At 26.0% G+C, this 22074-nt stretch carries 17 protein-coding genes; 12 read left to right on the forward strand and 5 right to left on the reverse strand.

The genetic code is table 11. The features are described 5' to 3' along the window. Positions 1–2: 2 nt before the first annotated feature. The 4 genes from R4K56_RS00545 to R4K56_RS00560 all read left to right on the forward strand — a co-directional run bounded on the left by R4K56_RS00545 (position 3) and on the right by R4K56_RS00560 (position 4669). Positions 3–674 carry a hypothetical protein gene (locus tag R4K56_RS00545; RefSeq protein ID WP_335772545.1) on the forward strand — a complete coding sequence of 224 codons (672 nt, stop codon included), beginning with the start codon at positions 3–5 and terminating at the stop codon, positions 672–674. 119 nt (positions 675–793) lie between these two features. After that, the gene (locus R4K56_RS00550; RefSeq protein WP_335772544.1) at positions 794–2041 is read left to right on the forward strand and encodes a glycosyltransferase family 2 protein; all 1248 of its coding nucleotides are present in this window, start codon (positions 794–796) and stop codon (positions 2039–2041) included. 81 nt (positions 2042–2122) lie between these two features. Next, a complete protein-coding gene (locus R4K56_RS00555; protein WP_335772543.1) occupies positions 2123–3649 on the forward strand; it encodes an aryl-sulfate sulfotransferase in 1527 nt (508 codons plus the stop codon). Positions 3650–3667: 18 nt separating this feature from the next. Next, positions 3668–4669, forward strand: coding sequence for a radical SAM protein (locus tag R4K56_RS00560; RefSeq protein WP_335775104.1), 1002 nt, complete (start codon positions 3668–3670; stop codon positions 4667–4669). A gap of 469 nt (positions 4670–5138) precedes the next feature. Here R4K56_RS00560 and R4K56_RS00565 read toward each other — a convergent pair whose 3' ends face one another. Next, complete coding sequence (locus R4K56_RS00565) at positions 5139–6956, reverse strand: methyl-accepting chemotaxis protein (protein WP_335772541.1); 1818 nt, start codon at positions 6954–6956, stop codon at positions 5139–5141. Between the two features lie 264 nt (positions 6957–7220). Between R4K56_RS00565 and R4K56_RS00570 the strand changes: the two genes are divergently transcribed. Both R4K56_RS00570 and R4K56_RS00575 read left to right on the forward strand, forming a co-directional pair. Next, positions 7221–9842, forward strand: a complete 2622-nt coding sequence (locus R4K56_RS00570) for a homocysteine S-methyltransferase family protein (RefSeq protein ID WP_335772540.1) — start codon at positions 7221–7223, stop codon at positions 9840–9842. A 15-nt stretch (positions 9843–9857) separates the two neighbouring features. Next, a complete protein-coding gene (locus R4K56_RS00575) occupies positions 9858–10670 on the forward strand; it encodes a vitamin B12 dependent-methionine synthase activation domain-containing protein (protein ID WP_335770073.1) in 813 nt (270 codons plus the stop codon). Between the two features lies 1 nt (position 10671). On the opposite strand, the gene R4K56_RS00580 is transcribed toward R4K56_RS00575, so the two are convergent. Then, positions 10672–11598, reverse strand: coding sequence for a methylenetetrahydrofolate reductase (locus R4K56_RS00580; RefSeq protein WP_335772539.1), 927 nt, complete (start codon positions 11596–11598; stop codon positions 10672–10674). Between the two features lie 134 nt (positions 11599–11732). Here R4K56_RS00580 and R4K56_RS00585 point away from each other — a divergent pair, with 134 nt between their 5' ends. The 6 genes from R4K56_RS00585 (at position 11733) to R4K56_RS00610 (ending at position 18392) form a co-directional block, all read left to right on the forward strand. Continuing rightward, positions 11733–13109, forward strand: a complete 1377-nt coding sequence (locus tag R4K56_RS00585; protein WP_335772538.1) for an MATE family efflux transporter — start codon at positions 11733–11735, stop codon at positions 13107–13109. 71 nt (positions 13110–13180) lie between these two features. Further along, on the forward strand, positions 13181–13705 hold the full coding sequence (locus R4K56_RS00590) for a hypothetical protein (RefSeq protein ID WP_335772537.1): 525 nt from the start codon (positions 13181–13183) through the stop codon (positions 13703–13705). A 26-nt stretch (positions 13706–13731) separates the two neighbouring features. Then, a complete protein-coding gene (locus R4K56_RS00595; RefSeq protein WP_335757528.1) occupies positions 13732–15267 on the forward strand; it encodes an NTP transferase domain-containing protein in 1536 nt (511 codons plus the stop codon). Beyond that, positions 15242–16372 carry a hypothetical protein gene (locus R4K56_RS00600; RefSeq protein WP_335772536.1) on the forward strand — a complete coding sequence of 377 codons (1131 nt, stop codon included), beginning with the start codon at positions 15242–15244 and terminating at the stop codon, positions 16370–16372. Before R4K56_RS00595 ends, R4K56_RS00600 begins: the two co-directional genes overlap by 26 nt. A 68-nt stretch (positions 16373–16440) precedes the next feature. Next, positions 16441–17322 (forward strand): DUF2225 domain-containing protein, encoded by an 882-nt coding sequence (locus tag R4K56_RS00605; protein WP_335772535.1) that lies wholly within the window; start codon positions 16441–16443, stop codon positions 17320–17322. Then, the gene (locus R4K56_RS00610; RefSeq protein ID WP_335772534.1) at positions 17322–18392 is read left to right on the forward strand and encodes an LptF/LptG family permease; all 1071 of its coding nucleotides are present in this window, start codon (positions 17322–17324) and stop codon (positions 18390–18392) included. The genes R4K56_RS00605 and R4K56_RS00610 overlap by 1 nt, the downstream gene beginning before the upstream one ends. Before the next feature lie 21 nt (positions 18393–18413). Here the strand turns inward: R4K56_RS00610 and R4K56_RS00615 are convergent, their stop codons facing one another. From R4K56_RS00615 to dxr, 3 genes are all read right to left on the reverse strand, one after another. Continuing rightward, positions 18414–18854 (reverse strand): GNAT family N-acetyltransferase, encoded by a 441-nt coding sequence (locus R4K56_RS00615; protein WP_335772533.1) that lies wholly within the window; start codon positions 18852–18854, stop codon positions 18414–18416. A gap of 82 nt (positions 18855–18936) precedes the next feature. Next, positions 18937–20673 carry a proline--tRNA ligase gene (locus R4K56_RS00620; RefSeq protein WP_335757533.1) on the reverse strand — a complete coding sequence of 579 codons (1737 nt, stop codon included), beginning with the start codon at positions 20671–20673 and terminating at the stop codon, positions 18937–18939. A gap of 74 nt (positions 20674–20747) precedes the next feature. Further along, on the reverse strand, positions 20748–21905 hold the full coding sequence (gene dxr, locus R4K56_RS00625) for a 1-deoxy-D-xylulose-5-phosphate reductoisomerase (RefSeq protein ID WP_335772532.1): 1158 nt from the start codon (positions 21903–21905) through the stop codon (positions 20748–20750). Positions 21906–22074: the final 169 nt, after the last annotated feature.

The raw sequence follows: 22074 nt of genomic DNA on the forward strand, positions 1-22074 counted from the left end.
AAATGTTTGAAAATATAAATTTGAAATATTATAATGGAAAAGATTCGGAATTCAATTATACATCATTTTATTATCAATATCATGATTACAAAAATCCAAGAGTTATATTTTTATATTCTAGACCTCCATTAGTTGATGATATATTGGATTATAATAGACCTAATTATGATTATGATAAATTAAGTTTTTTTAATGAAAAATTGGATATTGATGGTATTGTGAAAAATAAACAATATGATTTTTTTAATAATTCTTTTTTTATATTTGCTTCATGTGAGGAGTTTTATAATGAATTTGATTTTGTTATTTGTAAATATTCAAAAACAGAATTAAAACTGATTAATTTTTTAGGAACTAGTATTACTTCTACTAGAGAAAATCAATTAAAAAATATAACAGATTATAGACAGAATATATCAAATTTAAAATCAGAAATAGAAAGCATAAATAATAGATATACATTAGAAATTGAGCCTTTAAACAACCAAGATAGATTAGCAATTGAATCCTTAAATAACAAATATATATCAGAAATTAAAGCAATAAAAAATAATATTAATAAATTGACTTGTTGGCTACCTATAAGGAAATGGAGTGATAATTTTAGAAATAAAATGATGAATACAGACCAGACCAGACCAGACCAGACCAGACCAGACCAGACCATGAATTAATATGCCAAGATTACATATACTTTTATAATAATTCAAAATATAAAAAAATACAACCTATGCTGCAAGATAAAATTGCAGCATAGGTTTTTTATTTTAAAAAATTACTATAAGGAATAAAAATGGATGATAATATAAAGAAAGATATTAACAATATAGTTTGGTGGATTCCTTTTAAAAAATTAAGAAATTCTTTAAGAAATTATTTGTTGCAAATAAGTGTTATAGATAAAAAAATACTAAATATTAGAAATAAAATTGAATGTTTGGAAGCACGAACTATTAATATAGAGAACCAAATTAATAATATACCTAATTTTTTTAAAGATATAAAATCAAAATTAAATCATATTACATTAGAAGACTATAATTATGACAAAAGTATATTTAATAAAATTAATCCACCATATATTTCTATAATAGTGCCAATATATAATATTGGAAAAGAATATTTGATAGATTGTTTAAATAGTTTGATTAATCAGACTTTGAAAGAAATAGAGATAATATTAGTTAATGATTGTTCACCAAATGAAGAAGATGATATAATATGCAAAGAGTATGCTTCAAAAGATAAAAGAATAAAATATATAAAACACAAAGAAAATAAAGGTTCTGGTGGTGCTAGAATGACAGGTTTAAAGGAAGCTACCGGATATGCTATTGGCTTTGTTGATCCAGATGATATTGTTGCTTTAAATGCTTATGAAATAACAGTTTCAAGAATGGTTTTAAATAATGTAGATATTGTTTGTTTTAATTGGTTTAGAATAGATAATAATTATAATATGTTTGATGTGGACATTAATATTCCTCAGTTTGTATATGGAAAAGATATAATACATTTATTGTCTATAGAAAAAATGCATGCTTGTGTTTTAGATAAGATTTATAAAAGAGAATTACTTGATAAGTTAGGATATGATTTTATGCCAGAAAAAATATCAAGCCAAGATATGGTAGCAAATTTTAAAATTTTTTCAATATCTAACTCTTTAGAATATATAAATAAGCAATTATATTATTATAGGAAAAGAGATGATTCTGTTACAGGAAAATTTGATGATAAAGTCATAATAGATAAACATATAGCAATTGAAAATATATATAAGTTTGTAAAAAACAACAATTTAATTTCTCTGACTGAAGATATGTATAATTTTTTTGTAACTTTTTATTGCGTGTGTTGTTATTTTATTAATGTAAAATTAGGTGAAACTAAAAATTATGAACAATATGATATACAAGTTAAATTAGTAAAGCAATTAATTGTAGATAATATAAGAGATGGATATATAACCGAAAAAATTTTGTTAGATATATGTAATAAACGTAATTTGTGGTTTTTAATAAATTTATATAATTCTTAATTTTTATACTAATTAATAATGAGTAATATAAAGATTAATAAATATTATATTCTAATAATTTAATTGTATTAAGAGGTAAAAATGAACAAATATATTTTATTAGTAATATTTATCATTCAATTATTGTCTTGTAATCATACAAAAACTACTACAAGCATTAATAAACTTGGTTCAATAATTTTAAATCCATATGGTTATACGCCATTGTCAGCAATATATAAAATATCATCTATAAATTCTAGTCCTATAACTGTAACAGTAAAAGGACAACATGGTGAAAATGATTTAATACATACTTATGAAGCAGGCTATGGTACGGAATTTGAAATACATGGTTTATATCCTGAATGTAATAATACTATTATAGTTAATGATGCTGGAAGAATTATAATTAAAAATCAGTATGTAGATTCTATTACTTTTAATGGGATTAAAATACCTTCTAAATTTAAAATAGAATATAATAATTTGGAAAAAGAAAATTATTCAAATAATCCAGATTTATATTTTGTAGGATTAAAATCAGATGTAACTTTAGGAATTTCTAAAAATGGTTTTTTGCGATACTTTAATAATAAATCATATTTTAGTAAAATAGATATAAATAAAAAAAATATTATGTTATTCTCATTTAAAATCAATGATATAGGATGTATTTACTCATTATCAGGTAAAAAAATTTTAGAATTTCCAACTTCACATCATCATGATATAATTAAACATAATGACCATTATATTTATTTATCAGATTCTCAATATGGGAGCGAAGATAGATTAATAGAAATTGATCAATCTGGTAATATCATAAAAGATTTGAATTTTGGTAATTTAATAGAAAATATAGTATATAAAAAAAATGATAAAGATGAAATAGAAAAATATAAAAAAGTAGTATTTGGAGAAGCAGTTAATAATATATACAAATATAACTCAGTTAATAAAAATGTAGATTGGTTTCATGCTAATTCTCTAGTTTATGATAATAATACAGATATTCTTTATGTGTCTTCAAGACATAGAGGAGTATTGGCTATTAATTATTCAAAATGGGAGCTAATATGGTGGATGGCTGATGATAGTATTAATACAACTGTAGATATTAATGCTATTTCAACTACTATACCATATGATATGCATTTTAAGGATTTAAAATCATTGGAACCATATAGAGTAAATGGCGATGCTTTAAAAGATGGTCCCAAAAATCAGCATGCTCTATTTTTACTAAAAAATGGCCATATAGGTATGTTTGATAATCAAGGAGATGAAAATATAAATTTGAATGGTTCAAGATATGTTGAATATAAAGTTACTGGTACACATGGAAATTATAGAGCAGAAAAAATATATGAATATAGAAAAACTTCACTATATTCTAGGATTACTTCAGATATAGATTATACTGGTATTAATTATCAAAATATATTAATAGCATATGGTACAGCTAAAAAAATTATAGAATTAGAAAAAAATACAAAAAAAGAATTATTTAATTTAGATATTGATTTAAGTTTTAGTGATTTTTTATATAGAGTAGATAAAATGCCATTTTATTATGATGAAAATAGAATATATTCTGAAGATGATAATATGAAAAATAAAAATTAGTATATGATGGAGATTAATATGATTGAAAAAGATATAGACAATATAGTTTGGTGGATTCCATTTAAAAAATTAAGAAATTCTATCCGAAATTATTTATTAGAAATTAAGAATATTAATATTAAATTAGAGAATGTGGAAAACAATATTAATAATAAATATTTAGTTTTATATAATAAAATAAAAAAAACAACACCTAAAACAAATATAGATTTTATAGAAATTCATTTAGCTGAACATTGCAACCTTAATTGTTATAGTTGTAGTCATTTTTCACAATTGGCAAAAGAGAAATATTATGATATAGATATATTCAAAAATGATATTGAAAGATTATACGAATTAACCAATGGTATTATAAATAGATTTCACCTTATGGGGGGCGAACCTTTATTAAATAAAAATTGTAAAGATTATTTCTATATTGTTAGAAAATATTTTAAAAATAGTTCAATATGGCTAGTAACTAACGGTATTTTGTTGCCAAAACAGGATGAAAGTTTTTGGCTATCTTGTCAAAAAAATAATATAGAAATACATCCAACTAAATATCCGATTAATATAGATTGGGAGAAAATAAAACAATTATGCTATCATTATAATATCCCACTAATATTTTATAATAATGAAAATGTAGAAAAAGAAAGCAGAAAAAATGTTATTGATTTATATGGTAAGATGGATAGTTTTGATAATTTTTTAAATTGCGGCTTGGCTACTAATTGTATAGCTTTAAATAATGGTAAAATTTTCCCTTGTGGAATAAGCTCTAATATATGGCATTTTAATGAATATTTTAATAAACATTTAGAAATAACAGAATACGACTATATAGATATATATAAAACAAATAATTATAAAGAAATATTAGAGTTTTTATCTAAACCTATACCTTTTTGTAGATATTGTAATATAACTAAATGGCATGGTATAGGAAAATGGGAAACATCCAAAAGAAATATTGAAGAATATACAGACCAGACCAGACCAGACCAGACCAGACCAGACCAGACCAGACCATGAATTAATATGCCAAGATTACATATGCTTTTATAATAATTTAAAATATAAAAAATTACAACCTATGTATGAATTTAAAGAAATAGCATAGGTTGTATTATTTTATTAAGTAATTTTTAAATATATAGAATTAATATATACCTAAACAACTATATTTTGTCAATTTTTACTTTTTTGTAAATGTAATTTTTGTTTATTAATAGTATAAAATATTATTAAGTTTTGTTTAAAATGCGAAGTAAAACCAAGATTTGTGTCAAAAATGCGGGCTTTTTGGTTCTTTGTGCCAACAAAAGAACTGGGGGTGTGGGGGCTAGTCCCCACAAATAACCTAAATTTAAAATTGTATTTTTTGACAAACTTAAAAATTTTTGGTATATACTGAAATTTAATAATTAAAACAATATATAGTTCGATTTTATATGAAAGTGATTATAAAATATATTTCTTATCAAATAATAAAACAATACTATTAAAATTTAAAGTAAGATACTTCATTAACAATATTTTCTGTTTTTTCAAGTATGTTATTACTTTCATTTGCCCCTTGTTCAGCTATGTTTGAATTTGTATAATTAATATTATTAAGTTCAGTAACAGCAGTATTGATTTTAGACATACTTTCTTCTTCATCTTTTATAGATTGTAATATTGATACTAATATATCAGACATTTCATTTGCAAAATTTTCTATTTCTTCCAATGCTTTAGAAGATTCTCTTACTGTAATTTCCCCTACCTCTATTTTTTTTGTAGTTTCGCTTACTATACTGCTTATATCTTTTGCTGCACTGCTAACATTTGTAGATAGATTTCTTACTTCTGAAGCAACAACAGCAAATCCTTTACCTTGATCACCAGCACGAGCTGCCTCAACTGATGCATTAAGAGCCAATATATTTGTTTGAAAAGCTATTGATTCTATTATAGAAGTAATATTAGCTATTTTTTTACTATATTCAGATACTTCTATAACATTTTTAGCGGTATCTCTTATAGCATTTACACCTCTTATTGTTGATTCCAACATATTATCGCTTGTCTTTTTTGCATTATCTGTATTAACTACAGTATCTTTTATAGATGAAAATACAATTTCTATTGAGTTTGTTAATTCTTCTAATGAAGAAGATTGCACAGAAACTCTTTGTGATAAATTTTTATTTCCATTGTTTATTATTTCCATAGAATTATTGATACCATTAATTTCATTTTTCAAATTATGAATAATACTGCCTAATTTATTTTGCATCATTTTCATTGCCCTAACTAGAGTTCCAGTTTCATTCTTTTTTTCTAATTCTTTTTTATTAAAGGAAGCATTAAAATTTCCTTCAGACATAGACTCTACAATTTTTATTGTATTGTTTAAAGTGTTGGATATAGGTTTTGCTATTATTGTAACCAGTATTGACTCCATTAATATTAACATTATAAATCCTACTATCATAACGATAATAAGTCTAATAACATTCCATTCTAAAACATCTATATTAGTTTCTACTATCAAATACCATGGAGTATTTTTTATATTTGTACTCATATATAATTTCTTATCTTTAATGAATGCAAATGAATCAGTTCCTAATATATCATTTTTATGGCTTGAAAAGATTTCATTATTAAATATATTTTCTTTTAAAATAGCATTTTTATTTTGATGATAAAAATAAATTCCTTCTCCATTTATTAAACTTATATTATAATTGTATATCATTGCATTGGATAAAGTATCATTTGCAAGTTCATTAAATATTATATCTACACCTAATATTCCTCGTACTGTGTTATCAGAATTATAAATCGCTTTACTGAATGCTATGGCTAATGATTCTGTAACAACATCAATATATGGATTTGATATAAATATATTTGTAGTTTCTAGTGCTTTTATAAACCATTCTCTTGTAGTTTGATCATAATCTGATGGCAAAGGTGCACTATTAAACATTACTCCTCCATCTTTATATGGAACAGTTGTTGCGAAATATATATTTGCTATATCATTATCTCTTCTAACTATATTTGACATTATAGTAGGGAAATTATTTGTATAATATTCTGCTTCCAAATATGAAGAAAATATTTCCATTTGTTTCTTTATTGCATACATATTGTTGTCTAATGTATTGGATAATAATTTTGCATTATCTTTAGACATAGCAATAAAATCATTTTTATATTTTGGTATATATAAAGACAAAACTGCTATAAATATAACCATTATACAAATTGTATAAGGTATTATAAAGCTTAAAATAAGTTTATTTTTTTTGTATAAATTAATCATAAGAAATCCTTTGAGTGGTTATATTATCAATGAAAAATAAAGAAACTAAGGACAATAACTGTGAATAATGATGATAATATGTATTAATACCCATATTTTGAGTATACTACAATAACTTTATTTGTCAATGATAATAATAAAATTTTTTTTATTATTATTAATAATATTTTTGATATTTAATAGCTGTAAAAAAACTTGTTATATTTATATTTTTATATTAGAATAATAAAAATGCAGTTTTATAAAATAATTGGAGCTTGAATAATGAATAATATCAAAGAAAAATTAAAAGAACTTATAAGAGAACAGTATTTAATAATAGACGGTGCAACAGGTACAGAACTTCAAAAGAAAGAAATTAAAAAAGAATCATGGATTATAAATGGAAACAATATAGAAGGTTGTAATGAAATACTGAATATAACTGCTCCAAATATAATGAAAGAAATACATATAGATTATTTGAATGCCAATGCCAATATAACGAAGACTAATAGTTTCGGAGCTATACCTTGGGTTTTAAGTGAATATGATATTGCAGATAAAGCTTATGAACTAGCAAAAAGTGCCGCATTAATAGCTAATGAAGCAAGAGAAGAATATTTAAAAAATCCTAATTCTAAAGGAGATTTAAATAGAGATATATTTATTGCCGGCAGTTTAGGCCCCGGTGTAAAACTTCCTAGCTTGGGACAAATTAGTTTTGATGAAATGTATAATGGATATACAGAAGCTGCAAAAGGATTAATAGATGGAGGAGTTGATATAATACTTCTTGAAACTGCACAAGATGTTTTGCAATTAAAAGCTGCAATACTAGCAGTTAACGATACAGCTAAAAAATTAGATAAAGAAATTCCAATAATGGTATCTGTAACTATAGAAAAAGAAGGTACTATGCTTTTAGGTACAGATATAGAAACAGCATATACTATACTTTCTAATTTGGATATATTTTCTATTGGTATGAATTGCGGTACTGGTCCAGATATGGCAATGCGTCATATAAAAAGGCTTTCAGAAATATCATGCCTTCCAATATCAATACATAGTAATGCAGGACTTCCAGAAAATAGAGGCGGAAAAGCATATTATAGTATGACTCCGGAAGAATTTGCAAATATTAATAGTAAGTTTTTTGAATTAGACGGACTTGCATTTATAGGAGGATGCTGCGGTACTACCCCACTCCATATAAAAGCATTAGCTGATAAAGTAAAAGGTACTAAACCTAAAAAGCCTATATTAGATAAACAAAGACCTTATATAGCAAGTTTATTTAATGTAGTAAGTATAAAACAAAATCCAGCTCCTTTGATGATTGGTGAAAGAAGCAATGCTACAGGAAGTAAAATATTTAGAGAGCTTATGATTGCAGGCGATATAGATGGAATGCTTGATGTTGGTATAAAACAGGTAAAAGCAGGAAGCCATGCGATAGATGTTAATGCGGCTTGGGCTGGACGCGATGAAGTAGAAGATATTACAAAAATTATTTCTGCTTATGTTAAACAAATTTCTCTGCCTTTGGTTATTGATGCAATAAAACCTAATGTTATAGAATCTGCTTTAAAAGTGTATGGCGGAAAGCCAATAATAAACTCTGCCAATATGGAACAAGGCGAAGAAAAATTTGATACTATATGTTCATTGGCTAAAAGATATGGAGCTTCTATTATGCTTCTTACAATAGATGAAAAATCAATGGCATTTACTTGTGAAGATAAATTGAGAATGGCTGAAAGAATGTATGAGCGTGCTGTTAATGTTCATAAGATACTTCCTCATGATATAATATTTGACCCCCTTACATTTACACTTGCAAGCGGTGATGAAAAAAGCTTTTTAGCGGGAGTTGAAACTTTAAATGCTATTAAAGAATTATCAAAAAAATATCCTGAATGTTCTATAAGTTTAGGAGTATCGAATATATCTTTCGGACTTAAAGAAGAAGCAAGAAAGATAATGAATTCTGTATTTTTGTATGAAGCTATTAATCATGGCCTTACTACTGCAATTGTTAATGTAGCTCAAATACTTCCTCTTTCAAAGATAGATGAAAAAGAAATAGAATTAGCAAGAGAATTGATTTACAATAAAAGTAATACCAAAGAACCTTTAATAAATTATATAAATCATTTATCTGATAAAAAAGAAAAAAAAGAACTTAATAAGGAAGAAAATATCAAAAAGCCTATAAGGGAAGCTATAAGAGATGCTATGCTTGACGGTGAATGGAAAGATATGCAAAACTTACTTAATGAAGTAAAAGAAAATAGCGAAGAGTTTGGAGGAGAAAAGAAATTTGCACAGGCTATAATTAATGAAATACTTCTTCCAACTATGGCTGATATTGGTGTAAAATTTGGTGAAGGTACTATACAACTTCCTTTTGTTTTAGGTTCTGCCGAAGTAATGAAGAAAAGTGTTGACTTCTTATCTGAATTTTTAGAGAAGAAGAAACAAGAAAAAACAGCCAAAATAATACTTGGTACTGTGGCAGGAGATGTGCATGATGTTGGTAAAAATTTAGTTGAAATCATCATAAAAAATAATGGATTTGAAACTGTTAATATTGGTACTAAAGTTCCTATAGAAAAATTTTTAGAGGCATATCATGAACATAATGCAGACTGCATAGGAATGTCTGGTCTTTTAGTAAAATCTACTGAAGTGATGAAAGATAATCTTGCCTATATAAGAGAGAAAGGCTTGAAAATACCTATTATACTTGGAGGAGCTGCACTTACAAAAGAGTTTGTAGAAAATAATTGTAAAAAAGTTTATGGAGATACTGCTAAAATATTTTACTGTAAAGACGGATTTGATGATATTTTAGCAATAAAAGAGATAATAGCTGACAGAGATAAAGAAAATAATAATTAAAGGACACTAACAGCAATGCCTGAAATAAATCATAAAAATCATGAACATTATATAAATAAGCCTCCATTTTATGGAAGAAAAGTTTTTGAGTTCAACAAACAAATAGAAAAAGAAGCTTTTGATATGATTAACAAAGTACGTCTTTTTAGAGCAGGTTTCGGATATTCTACAAAGAATCAAGATATGGAAAAGTATAATGAGATGATTAAAACAAAAGTAGAACCTAAATACGAAGAAATGAAAAGTAATATCATAGAAAATAATTTAATTGAACCTGTAATGATTTATGGTTTTTATAAGACTATTACAGAAAATGATAAATTATACATATATAATGTAGATTTTGAAACTAATGAATTAAAGAATGAAAAAATAGAAATTCCTTTGGAGCGTATGGAAAAAGAACCTTACAATTCAATAGTAGATTTTTTTGATAAAGAAGAAGATACTATAGGTTTTACTCTTGTAAGTCTTGGAATAAAATTTCATCAATTTTTGAAAGGTTTATATGATAATGATGAATATAAAGAATATTATTTCTATAATGCATTAGGAACGCATATTATAGAAAATTATGTTGATATACTTCAAACTCATATGGAAAACTTACTTCATCTAAAAAATAATGGTAAAAGGAAACATGTGGGCTGCAGATATTCTTTCGGATATAAAGCACTTTCAAATATGTACGGCAACAGAATTATTTTTGACAAATTAAAGCCAGAAGAATTCAATGTTATACTTACAGAAAGTTATATGATGGATCCAGAGCTTAGTACATGTGCTATAATCTCATTCTGTGAAGATTCATATTATTTTGCTAATTAATTTATTTTATATTTTTTAATAAGTTAACAACAAAATCATAATTGTTCATACTCATGATATGCATTTTCTTATGAATCTTTATCATATCATTAAATAAGTTAGTTGATAATTCTACTGCAACTTTTTTTTCTTCCTCAGGGGATTTATCGCTAGCCTCTTTTAATTTATTTAGCCAAGTTTCTGGAATATAAGCACCAGGAAGTTTATAATATATAAAGTAAGCTGTTTTATAAGTTAGTATTGGAAAGAATCCTGGTACTAATACAGGTTTTTCTTTTAAAGGAAGTTCATCTATCCACTTTAATAATAATTCTAGTCTTTCAGCTTCATATATAGGCTGAGTAAATATCGCTTTAACACCAGAATTAGCTTTTTTAGCAAGTCTTACTTTTAATGTATCGTTATTTTTTGCATAACTATTAATAACGCAGAATGGGTATATAGGTTTTAATGGTTCTTTGAAAATAAAATCACCTAAACTTTTTCCTCTATTTAAATCTTTTATTATACTTATAAGTAATTCTGAATTTCCTTCAAATACAGCTTTTGCTTGTTTTTGATTACCATTAGCTATGGCATCTCCAGTAACAGCAAGCACCATTCTTATATCAAAATAATTAGCTCCTATTAAATCATTTTGTAAAGCTATTGAGTTTTTATCTCTCATAGTTTGAGTAGCAATGAAAGGTTTGTTATTATTTAATCTTTGCTGTAACTGTAATGCAGCAAGTATTGAAGATATTTTTAAATTGGCAAATGGAGAATCAGTAACTACAAATGCATTTATATAATCTGATATATTTGAAGCATTTATTTTTTCTTCTATATATCCTAAGTCATATTTTGCTTGAGGTGATATTTCTAATGTAAATGTATATTCATCTTTATTTTCTAAAGTACTTATAAATTGTTCTACGTTATTATTCATATTAATATTCCTAACATTATGTTTACTCATACTATAGTACTAAATAAATAAAAAAAGTCAAATAAAAAAACATATTGCGGTTATAAATAAAAAGCTATATACTCTTTTTAAAATTGCTATATAAAGAAGGTATTATGGATTGTGATGTTAAGTCTAAGGAAACAGAAAAGCAGAATAAAAAATTTAAACAATTAACAGAATCTAATGTGGAAACTTTAGTTATAAAATTGGGAATACCAACTATAATTAGTATGCTTACAACGTCGTTTTATAATATGGCAGATACTTTTTTTGTAAGTAAAATTAATACTCAATCAACTGCGGCAGTAGGAATAGTATTTTCTATGATGGCAATAATACAGGCTATAGGATTTTTCTTTGGACATGGTTCAGGTAATTATATTTCATTAAAACTTGGAGCTAAAGAAACAGAAGAAGCTTCAAAAATGGCAGCTACTGGATTTTTATCAGCAATGATAGTTGGTTTTATTATTCTTGTCTGCGGAATTGTTTTTATTAAACCTTTAGCATATATGCTAGGTTCAACAGAAACTATATTACCCTATTCTATTAGCTATATGAAATATATTTTAATAGGTGCACCATATATGACCGCTTCGCTTGTACTTAATAATCAATTAAGACTTCAAGGAAATGCTGTATTTGCAATGATAGGATTAATAACAGGAGCAATTCTAAATATTATATTAGACCCTATATTAATATTTTATTTTGATATGGGAGTAAAAGGTGCAGCTATAGGAACTATAATAAGTCAATTTGTTGGTTTTTGTATACTTTTAGTAGGCACTAATGTATGGGGAACTTTGCCAATAAATATAAGAGATTTTTCGCCAAGTTTGCAAAAATATAAAGCTATTGTTATAGGAGGACTTCCAAGTCTTTGCAGACAGAGTATATCAAGTTTTTCTACAGCATTTTTAAATACCGCTTCTGCTCCATTCGGTGATGCTGCAATAGCTGCTATGTCTATCGTTAATAGAGTTGCTATGTTTGCTAATTCAGCTATTATAGGTTTCGGACAAGGTTTTCAGCCAGTATGCGGATTCAATTATGGAGCTAAAAAGTATTCAAGAGTTATAGATGCATTTTATTTTTGTGTAAAAATATCTACATTTGTTTTATTAATATTAGCTATTATAATATATATTTATTCATCACAGATAGTTCATTTATTTAATGATAAAGATATAACTTTACTTGATGTTGCTAATAGAGCATTAAAATATCAGGCATTAAGTTTGCCATTATGGGGGCTTATAACTTTATCAAGTATGATGCTTCAAACTACTAGAAAAACTATAAGAGCTTCTATTTTAGCTATAGCTAAACAGGGTATATTTCTTGTGCCTATAATTTATATATTCCCTAAATTTTTAGGAATAACAGGTATAGAAATTGCTCAGCCTTTTGCAGATTTATTAACATTTATATTAGCTGTACCTCTTGGTTATAGTATGATAAAAGAAATGAAATTAGAAATGAAATAAAGTTTTATATAATCTACTTATATATAAAATTAATACTTGCAGTTTTCCATTATAGGTATATAATATATATCATGGAAATAAAAGATTCTACAAGAAGTGCTTTGGTTAGAAAGGGAAATGAACTTTTTAATCAAAAAGATATAGAAGGTGCTTATAGATGTTATCTTACCGCTTCCTATTTTGGCGGTATAGAAAAAGTAGCTGATTATTATAATTTTGAAAAGAAAAATGTAATAAAGGCTATGCAGTTGTATAGACTCATAATTAAAGAAGATTCAAATCTTGGCGGAAATGTAAGAGTTAAACAGAAATTAGATAAATTGTCAGAATCTATTGTTAAAGTTTTGAGAAAATGGTTAAAAGAAGATGAAACATTTAATCAAAATAAAAATAATGATAAATTAGAGTTAGATAGTAAAAATACTTTTCTTCCAAATAATTATAAAAAAAATAGCTTAGAAGATATTTTGAAAGCTAAAGAAGAATTAGATAAAAATACTAATACTGAAAATACTCAAAAAAGTCTTAATGAACTTCCAAATATAAAAAAACCTGTGTTTGAACAAATATATACAAACAAACAAAGTAAAAAATAAATGATAAGTAAATAGGAGTTACTATTATGGAAAAAAATGTAGTTGAAATTGAAAATGCTCTTGCTTCATTATCATCAAAATTTTCTAAAAATGATACTTTAGTGATAATATTGGCAGCTGGTCATGGCAAAAGAATAAGAAGCTCTACATCTAAAATGCTTCATACTATATGGGGAGTGCCAAGTATAGAAAGAGTTAGACTTGCTGTAAAAAATGGTATGCCTAAGACTAATATTACTATAGTAGTTGGTATAAAAGCGTTAGATGTTGCTAATGCAGTTGGCAAGCAATCTAATACTAATTTTGCTTATCAGGAAGAACAGAGGGGGACTGGTCATGCTGTTAAAGTTGGACTTGAAAAGAGTGATCTAAAAAATATTAAGTATTGTTATGTAATATATGCTGATATGGGACTTATAGATTCTGAAACTATGAAGGAATTCCATGAAGAATTTTTGAAGTCTAAAACAGACATGATAGTTATGACTGCTATGTATGATGGTCCTAAAGGCAGTAACTATTATGGAAGAATACTTAGAAGCAGAGGATTAACTTCTGATGGAAATAAAAGTAAATACAGACAAGGTTCTCAAGGTAATGTTGTTGGTGTTATTGAATATAAAGATATTCTAGCAATGAAAGATGAAGAAAAACTTTATAAAAATTATAAAGATGAGAAATTTTCTTATGAAAAAGATGAATTGTTAGACAATTTTAATGAATATGTAGCTGGAATATATGGTTTCAAAATGAAGCCTTTAGAAGAATTGATACAAAAATTAGAAGCTAATAATGCACAAAATGAACTTTATTTAACTGACTTAATAGAAATTTTTATCAATAATAATTTAACTATTTCTACTTATATGCCTAAAGACAATAGAGTTGTTTTAGGATTTAATGATAAAACAGTTCTTAAAGAGATGGAATCTATAGCAAGATCAAATGTTTATAATAAATTAAAAAATATAATCACTATATATGATGCTGAAGATTTCTTTATTGATGATTCTGTTGTAGAACAAATATTGGAAAGAGATAAAGATGAAAAACCTCTTGATATATATGTTGGAAAAGGTGCTTATATTGGAAAAGGTGTTACACTTAATTATGGTGTGACAATATCTCATGGTGCTAAAATAGAGGGAAATGTACATCTTGGTGAAAATGCTTATATAGGAGATAATGTCCTTCTTTCTTGTTTAGAAAATCAGAAACTTATATTAGAAAATAATGTTCATATATATTCTGGAGATCAAATTAAAGGAAATGTTTATATAGGTGAAAATACAACATTAGAAAGAGGAGTTAATATTACAGGAAGTGATAATCACCCTGTAAAGATAGGTACTAATGTATTAATAAAAGGTGTAAGTTATTTATATGGTTCTATTGTTGATGATAATGCTTATATAGAACATTGTATATTTTACTATTCTCATATCAAAGCATTGCTTGATGAAAAAGGTAATGTAATAAAATGCAGATTTATAAGACCAAAAGAAGAAGGTATTGAATCCGTAGAAAAAATAGAAAATGGTAAAAAATCTAAGAAAAAGTAGTATATTAATTGTCACTGCTCTAGTTTTTTTATATGCTAATTTAACAGGACAATATCAAAAAGAAGTAAAAAAAGATGCTCCACCACTTACAGAGCATTATGTAAGAATGAGCGGATTTGAATCGCTTTCTACTTGGAGTATTGCATCTTTAAGAAAAGAGCCGTATATTAGTGAATTATTTGTAGATGGTTATAATAATGTACATTTTGCATATTATGATGATTTACTTAATACTGCGGTATATGTTACTGGGAAAGAAGGTAAATTCACAAGAACCATATTAGATAATGATAGGGCTTTGGGGAATTTAATAAGTATTACTACAAATAACAGCAATATTCATATAGCATATAATAAAGAAAATAAAATACTATATGTTAATAATAATGCTGGCTATTTTAATAATTATGCTATGGATTTAAGGCAAAATAGAAAAATAGTAGATTTACAATTAGTAATGTCAGCTTTTTATTATCCAACATTGTTTTTTGTAGATAATAGAGGTACTTTATCTGTAACAAGATTCTATAGAGATAATTTTTTCTCTGATTTTGTTTATACTAATAATCCTGTTGATAGCTTTTTCGCTGTAGGTGAAAAGGACGGATATGCTCTTTATATGCATGAATATAAAACAGGAAACATTTTTTATGGTTCAAGAAAAACTAATACAGCATTCAAATTTTTTGATGATAGAGCTATTGTAACAAATGCAGGTATGTATTCCATAACTCATGAGGCTCATAATAGATTTAATATAGTATATTTGACCAAAGATAATCAACAAACTATCAATTATACAAGATTTTATGATGGTGTATTTACAAATGGAGTTATAACAACAGAAAATACAAATATAATTTCATTAGATTCAGCATTGAATTATGCAGCACAAATGATGGTTTTATATACTAAAGAAGATGGAAATAAGTATTTATTTATGGATGATAGAATAATAGATTTATCTGTTTTAGGGCCTAGCAGCGGTAATATGAGATTAATAGCCGCACAGTATCCGTATTTGTATATAATATATTATAATACAGTTTTTAGCGAATTAAGAATGACTAAATTCAATATAAGTGATATTGAAAAATTGAAATAAGTCGATAATAAATTTGACGTTTTTTAATTAAAAATGTTTATTAGAATAACTATAAAGTAGGATTTTTTATGAGTGATGATCAACCAAAAATATCGTTTATAGAGAAAAACCCAAGAACTTGCCCTATATGTAATTCTGAGTTCTATCATGAAATGCTTCTTACAGGCGGCGGAAGGTTAATAGCTGGTAAATTGAGAGATGATTTAAGAAGAACCTATGAAAAAAGTAAAAAATATGGTGTGGTTTATCCATTGATATATGTAGTTGTAGTTTGCCCTAATTGTTTATATGCAGCTTTTCAAGAGGATTTTCAACTAATAGATCATAAGAAAAAAGAGGAAGCAGCAGATGGAGCAAAATTAAGAGCTAAATATATGCATGAATTTTTTGGCAATGATATAGATTTTAAAAGACATAGAACATTGATGGAAGGTGCAGCAAGTTATTTTCTAGCTTTAGATGGTTATCGTTATCATGGTAAAGATACTGCTCCTACATTAAAAAAGGCATTATGTGCTTTAAGACTTAGTTGGACACTTGAAGATTTAGCTAATGTTTATCCTAATGAAAATTATGATAGATTAATACCATTCTTCCAATATAAAGCTAGTGAATTATATTCAGCTTCTATAGAATGTATGCAAAATGGTAAAGAAAATTTTGAAAAGATTAAATCATTTGGGCCTGATATAGATAATAATTTTGGTTATGAAGGTATGTTATATATGGCAGCTTTACTTGGTATGGACGCTTCAAAATTTATTCCAGACCCTAAAGTAAAAGCTGAAACATTAGTACAAGCTAAAAGAAAAATAAGTAAAATTTTTGGTTCTGGTAAAAGCAGTAAATCTAAGCCTTCTGCTTTATTGGAAAAAATTAAAGAATTGCATAATGCTATAACTGATGAATTAAATGAACTTAATCAAGAATATGGTATAGATGTAAGTTAATGAAAAAATTAAATGTTTATTTATTAAAAGAGTTCCTATCTTTTTTCTTTGGGGCATTGATATTATTTGTAATATTAATTACAGTGGCTGAGATAAGTTCAAGATTATCTACTTATACTCAGAATATGCATAATATAAAATATTTTCTGTCATATCATTTATGTAAAATACCTTTTTATACTTATTATATTTTCCCAATCGCATTGATGTTTTCTTCCACCTATGTTTTGGGAACTTTTGTAAAAAACAAAGAAATGATAGCTATAGAAAATTCAGGTATTAGTTTATTTAAATTTTCTACTCCTATCTTTATTATAGTTATTTTTTTATGTACCTCTCTTGTATTTTTTTGGGAGTTTGTTGCAGCTCCATTAAATAAAAAAGCCTTTGATATAAACGATTTTATTAAGGGGAAAGGGGAAAGAGAGTTTAGCGGTGATTGGACTTTATTTGGTGCAGATAATTATGTATATTTTTTAGAAGATTATTCTTACAAAGATAAGTATATGATCAATGCAATAATATTAAAATTAAGAGATGATGGAGGAATAGAAATGAGAATATCATCTCCTAAAGTTCAATGGATGCAAGAAGAAGATAAATGGTATGTAACGAAAGGAACATTAACAAAATTTACTGAAAATAAAGAAATTAGTGTAGAAAAAATAACTAATTATCCGTTAGATGTAAAAGAAAAGGAAAGGCATTTTATACCTACTCCGCCATTAGATTCTATGAGTTTATCATACGAATATAAATTTATTAAATTACGTAAAGAAATAAATATGGCTACATTAAAATATGAAACAGATTTTCATTATAGAATATCATATTGTTTTTCAGGTTTTATCATAGTTATGCTTGCATCATTATTTTCTAAATTTTCTACACAAAGTGTTTTAGTGGTTAGTTTAGTGTTAGTAATTCTTGTCGCTTTATTTTATTACTCTGTTGTAATGATATTTAGATCTATGGGAGAAGCTGGAAATATTAATGCTTTTATAGCAGCTTGGGTACCTAATATTATATTTAGTATATTTTGTATATTAGCATTTAAGAAATTCCATTAATTATATTTTATGAATAAAAAATTAATTTAATTCTTTTTCCATTATGACAGCATTAAATTGATTATCATAGTATTTTTTTCTGATGGCTATTTTTTTAAATCCATTATTAAGATAAAAATATTTAGCTTTTGTATTATTTTCATGTAAATCTAATTTAATGCTGCTTACATTATTATTCTTTGCATCTTTAAATAAGTATGATAATAACTTTTTTCCGTATCCTTTATCATTTGGATAAGTAGCTATGAATATTATATCTGCATCTGGAGATAATAAAAAATATATTAAAAATCCAACTATTATATTTTCATTTTTGATTATTATAACTTTATGATATTCATCTTCTATATACTGTTTTATATAGTCTTTAGATAAATATATATATTCGCTTTTTGAAGCTATTAAAAAAATAGAATCTATTATATTCTCATCGATATTGTTTACTATTTCTATATTTTCCATAATTCAATTTAAAAAATAAAATGAATAAGAAAGCATATAATACTTATCTTATTCATTTTATAAATTTATAGAGTTGTATTTATTATAATCTGCTATTTATTTCATTGAATAATTCTTGTTTTTTGTTTTTCACATATTCAACTATTTCTTCAACTTTAATTTCAATACTTTCAGATGAACTTCTAAGTTTGAACTCAACTACTCCGCGTTGAAGTGATTTTTTACCAACCATTATTCTCATAGGTATTCCTATTAAATCACAGTCATTAAGTTTAACACCTAATCTTTCTTTTCTATCATCAAACATAGTTTCAACACCTAAAGCATTTAGAGCATTATATATTTCTTCTGCTTTTTGGAATGATTCTTCTCCCTCTTTATCAATAGCTACAACTATAGCCTCATAAGGAGCAACACTTATAGGGAATATTATACCTTTATCATCATAGTTCTGTTCTATAACAGAAGCTAAAGCTCTATTAACTCCAATACCATAACAGCCCATTATAGGAGTTATTTCTTTGTTGTTTTCATCTAATACTTTGAAATTAAATGCTTCAGTATATTTATCACCAAGTTTGAAAATATGTCCTAACTCTAAACCTTTTTTCTGATACAATTTTTCTCCGCATTGAGGACATTTATCTCCTTCTTTAGCTACTCTGAAATCACCCCATACATCAATATTAAAATCTCTTGTTATATTAACATTTTTGATATGAGTATCATCTTTATTTCCGCCTACTATTGCATCAGCTACTGATTTGATAGAGTTATCAGCAAATATTCTTATTTTCTTCTTTAATCCTATAGGAGAAGCAAAACCTACTCTAGCTCCTGTAACTTCTTTTACAGTTTCTTCATCAGCAAGTTCTAAATCAAGTCCGCCTAATGCATTAGATAATTTAGTTTCATTAATTTCTAAATCACCTCTTATAGCAACCAATATAACTTCACCTTCTTCAGTTTTGTATATTATACTTTTTATAAAATTGTCTGAAGTTGTATTAAAGAATTTTTCTAAATCATTAATTGTTTTTATATCAGGAGTATGAACTTCTTCTAATGCTTTATCTGTGTAAGATTTAGCAACTTCATCTTCTTTTACATTAGCTTTTTCAACATTAGCTCTGTAATTACATTTAGAACAGAAAATAATAGTTTCCTCACCTACTTCGCTTAAAACCATAAATTCTTCGCTGCCTTCACCGCCCATTGCCCCGCTGTCAGCTTTTACACTAACTGTATCAAGTCCCATTCTTTTGAATATTCTTGTATATGCTCCGCTCATATCATTATAAGTTTTATCAAGACATTCTTTAGTTATATGAAATGAATAAGCATCTTTCATTGTGAATTCTTTAGAACGTATAACTCCGAATCTAGGACGTATTTCATCTCTGAATTTAGTATGTATTTGATATAAAGTTAATGGAAAATCTTTATATGATTGTATTTCATTTTGTGCTGTTATAGTGAATGCTTCCTCATGAGTAGGCCCCATTGCCATATCAACATCATTTCTGTCTTTTAATCTGAATAATTCTTTTTTGAATCTTTCCCATCTTCCTGAAGGAGTCAATAATTCCTTTGAAACAAGTATGGGCATTATGCATTCATTAGAACCTATAGCATCCATTTCTTCACGTATAATATTAGATATTTTGTTTAATACTCTAACTCCAAGAGGTAAATAAGAATAAAGTCCATTTGATATTTTTCTTGCAAGTGCAGCTCTCAACATCAATTTATTTGAAGCTATTATAGCATCGCTAGGAGCTTCTTTTAAAGTTGGCATAAATAGTTTCGATAAACGCATAATATTTCCTTAAAATATTTTTTGATAATGATATATTATAAAGTAAAAATTATCAATTACAACAAATTTTTATTTTATTTATTAATCATAGAGTCTATTATCCATCTTGTTTCTTTTCTGATTTCACTATCCATATTAATAATATTATCAACGGAAAGAGGTATATTTATTTTTCTGTCGCATACTTTTGTTACAATATCAAATATATCAGTAAAACCTATTTTCTTTTCTAAGAATGAATACACACATATTTCATTAGCAGCATTCAAAACACAAGGATAAAGTCCTCCTTTTTTTCCGCATTCATAAGCTAATTTTAACATTACAAATTTATCAAAATCCATCTTATAAAAATTGATTTCAGGATGTTCATATAATTTTAATTTTTCAAAAGGAGTGTTTCTTATTTCTGGATAAGTTAATGCATGCTGTATAGGAAGACGCATATCATTCTTACCAATTTGTGCATATATTTCACCATCAACAAATTCTACCATAGAATGTATTAAACTTTGAGGGTGAATAATAGTTTCTATTTTATCATAATCTAAATTAAATAAATGATGTGCTTCTATAACTTCAAAGCCTTTATTCATCATAGTAGCACTGTCAATAGTTATTTTACTGCCCATAGCCCAAGTTGGGTGTTTTAAAGCCATTTCAACGGTAACATTTTTTAATTCTTCTTTAGGTGTTCTAAAGAAAGGCCCGCCTGATGCTGTTATTATAACTTTAGATAATGATTCCTTTTTAAAATGGTTGAGTATTTGGAATATTGCAGAATGTTCGCTGTCTATAGGTATTAATTTGGCATTATGTTTTATTAATAATTCATTGATTATATCACCGCCTACAACTAATGTTTCTTTATTTGCTAATGCTACAGTCTTACCTTTTTTTATAGCTTCTATTGTAGGTAAAAATCCTGCATATCCTGTAAGGGCATTTACTAATATATCAAAATCAGTATTTTTAACAAAATCAGCAATGCTTCCATCATGAATATTTATATTATCTGTACAATCATAATCTTTAAAAATATTAGCAGCACTTTTATCGGATATATTAACTGTTTTAGGTTTAAACTCTATGCATAAAGTTCTTAATACATCTATTTTACTATTTGTAGACATTCCTACTATTTCAAAATCATTGCAAAACTCTCTAACAACAGAACAAGTATTAGTACCAATAGAGCCTGTAGCTCCTAATAAAAGAATTCTTTTTTTCATATATAAACCAACTTTATTATAATTTTTTGTCCTTATAATAAAGTGATTTTTTAATAATTTCAATTAAAAAATATATTAAATTAAAAATAGCTTTGATTTATATTAAATTAATAAATATTAAATATAAATCAAAGCTATTTGTATATACTGAAAATTTTTAAGTTTGTCA

Source organism: Brachyspira pulli (assembly GCF_036997785.1).
GTDB lineage: Bacteria > Spirochaetota > Brachyspiria > Brachyspirales > Brachyspiraceae > Brachyspira > Brachyspira pulli.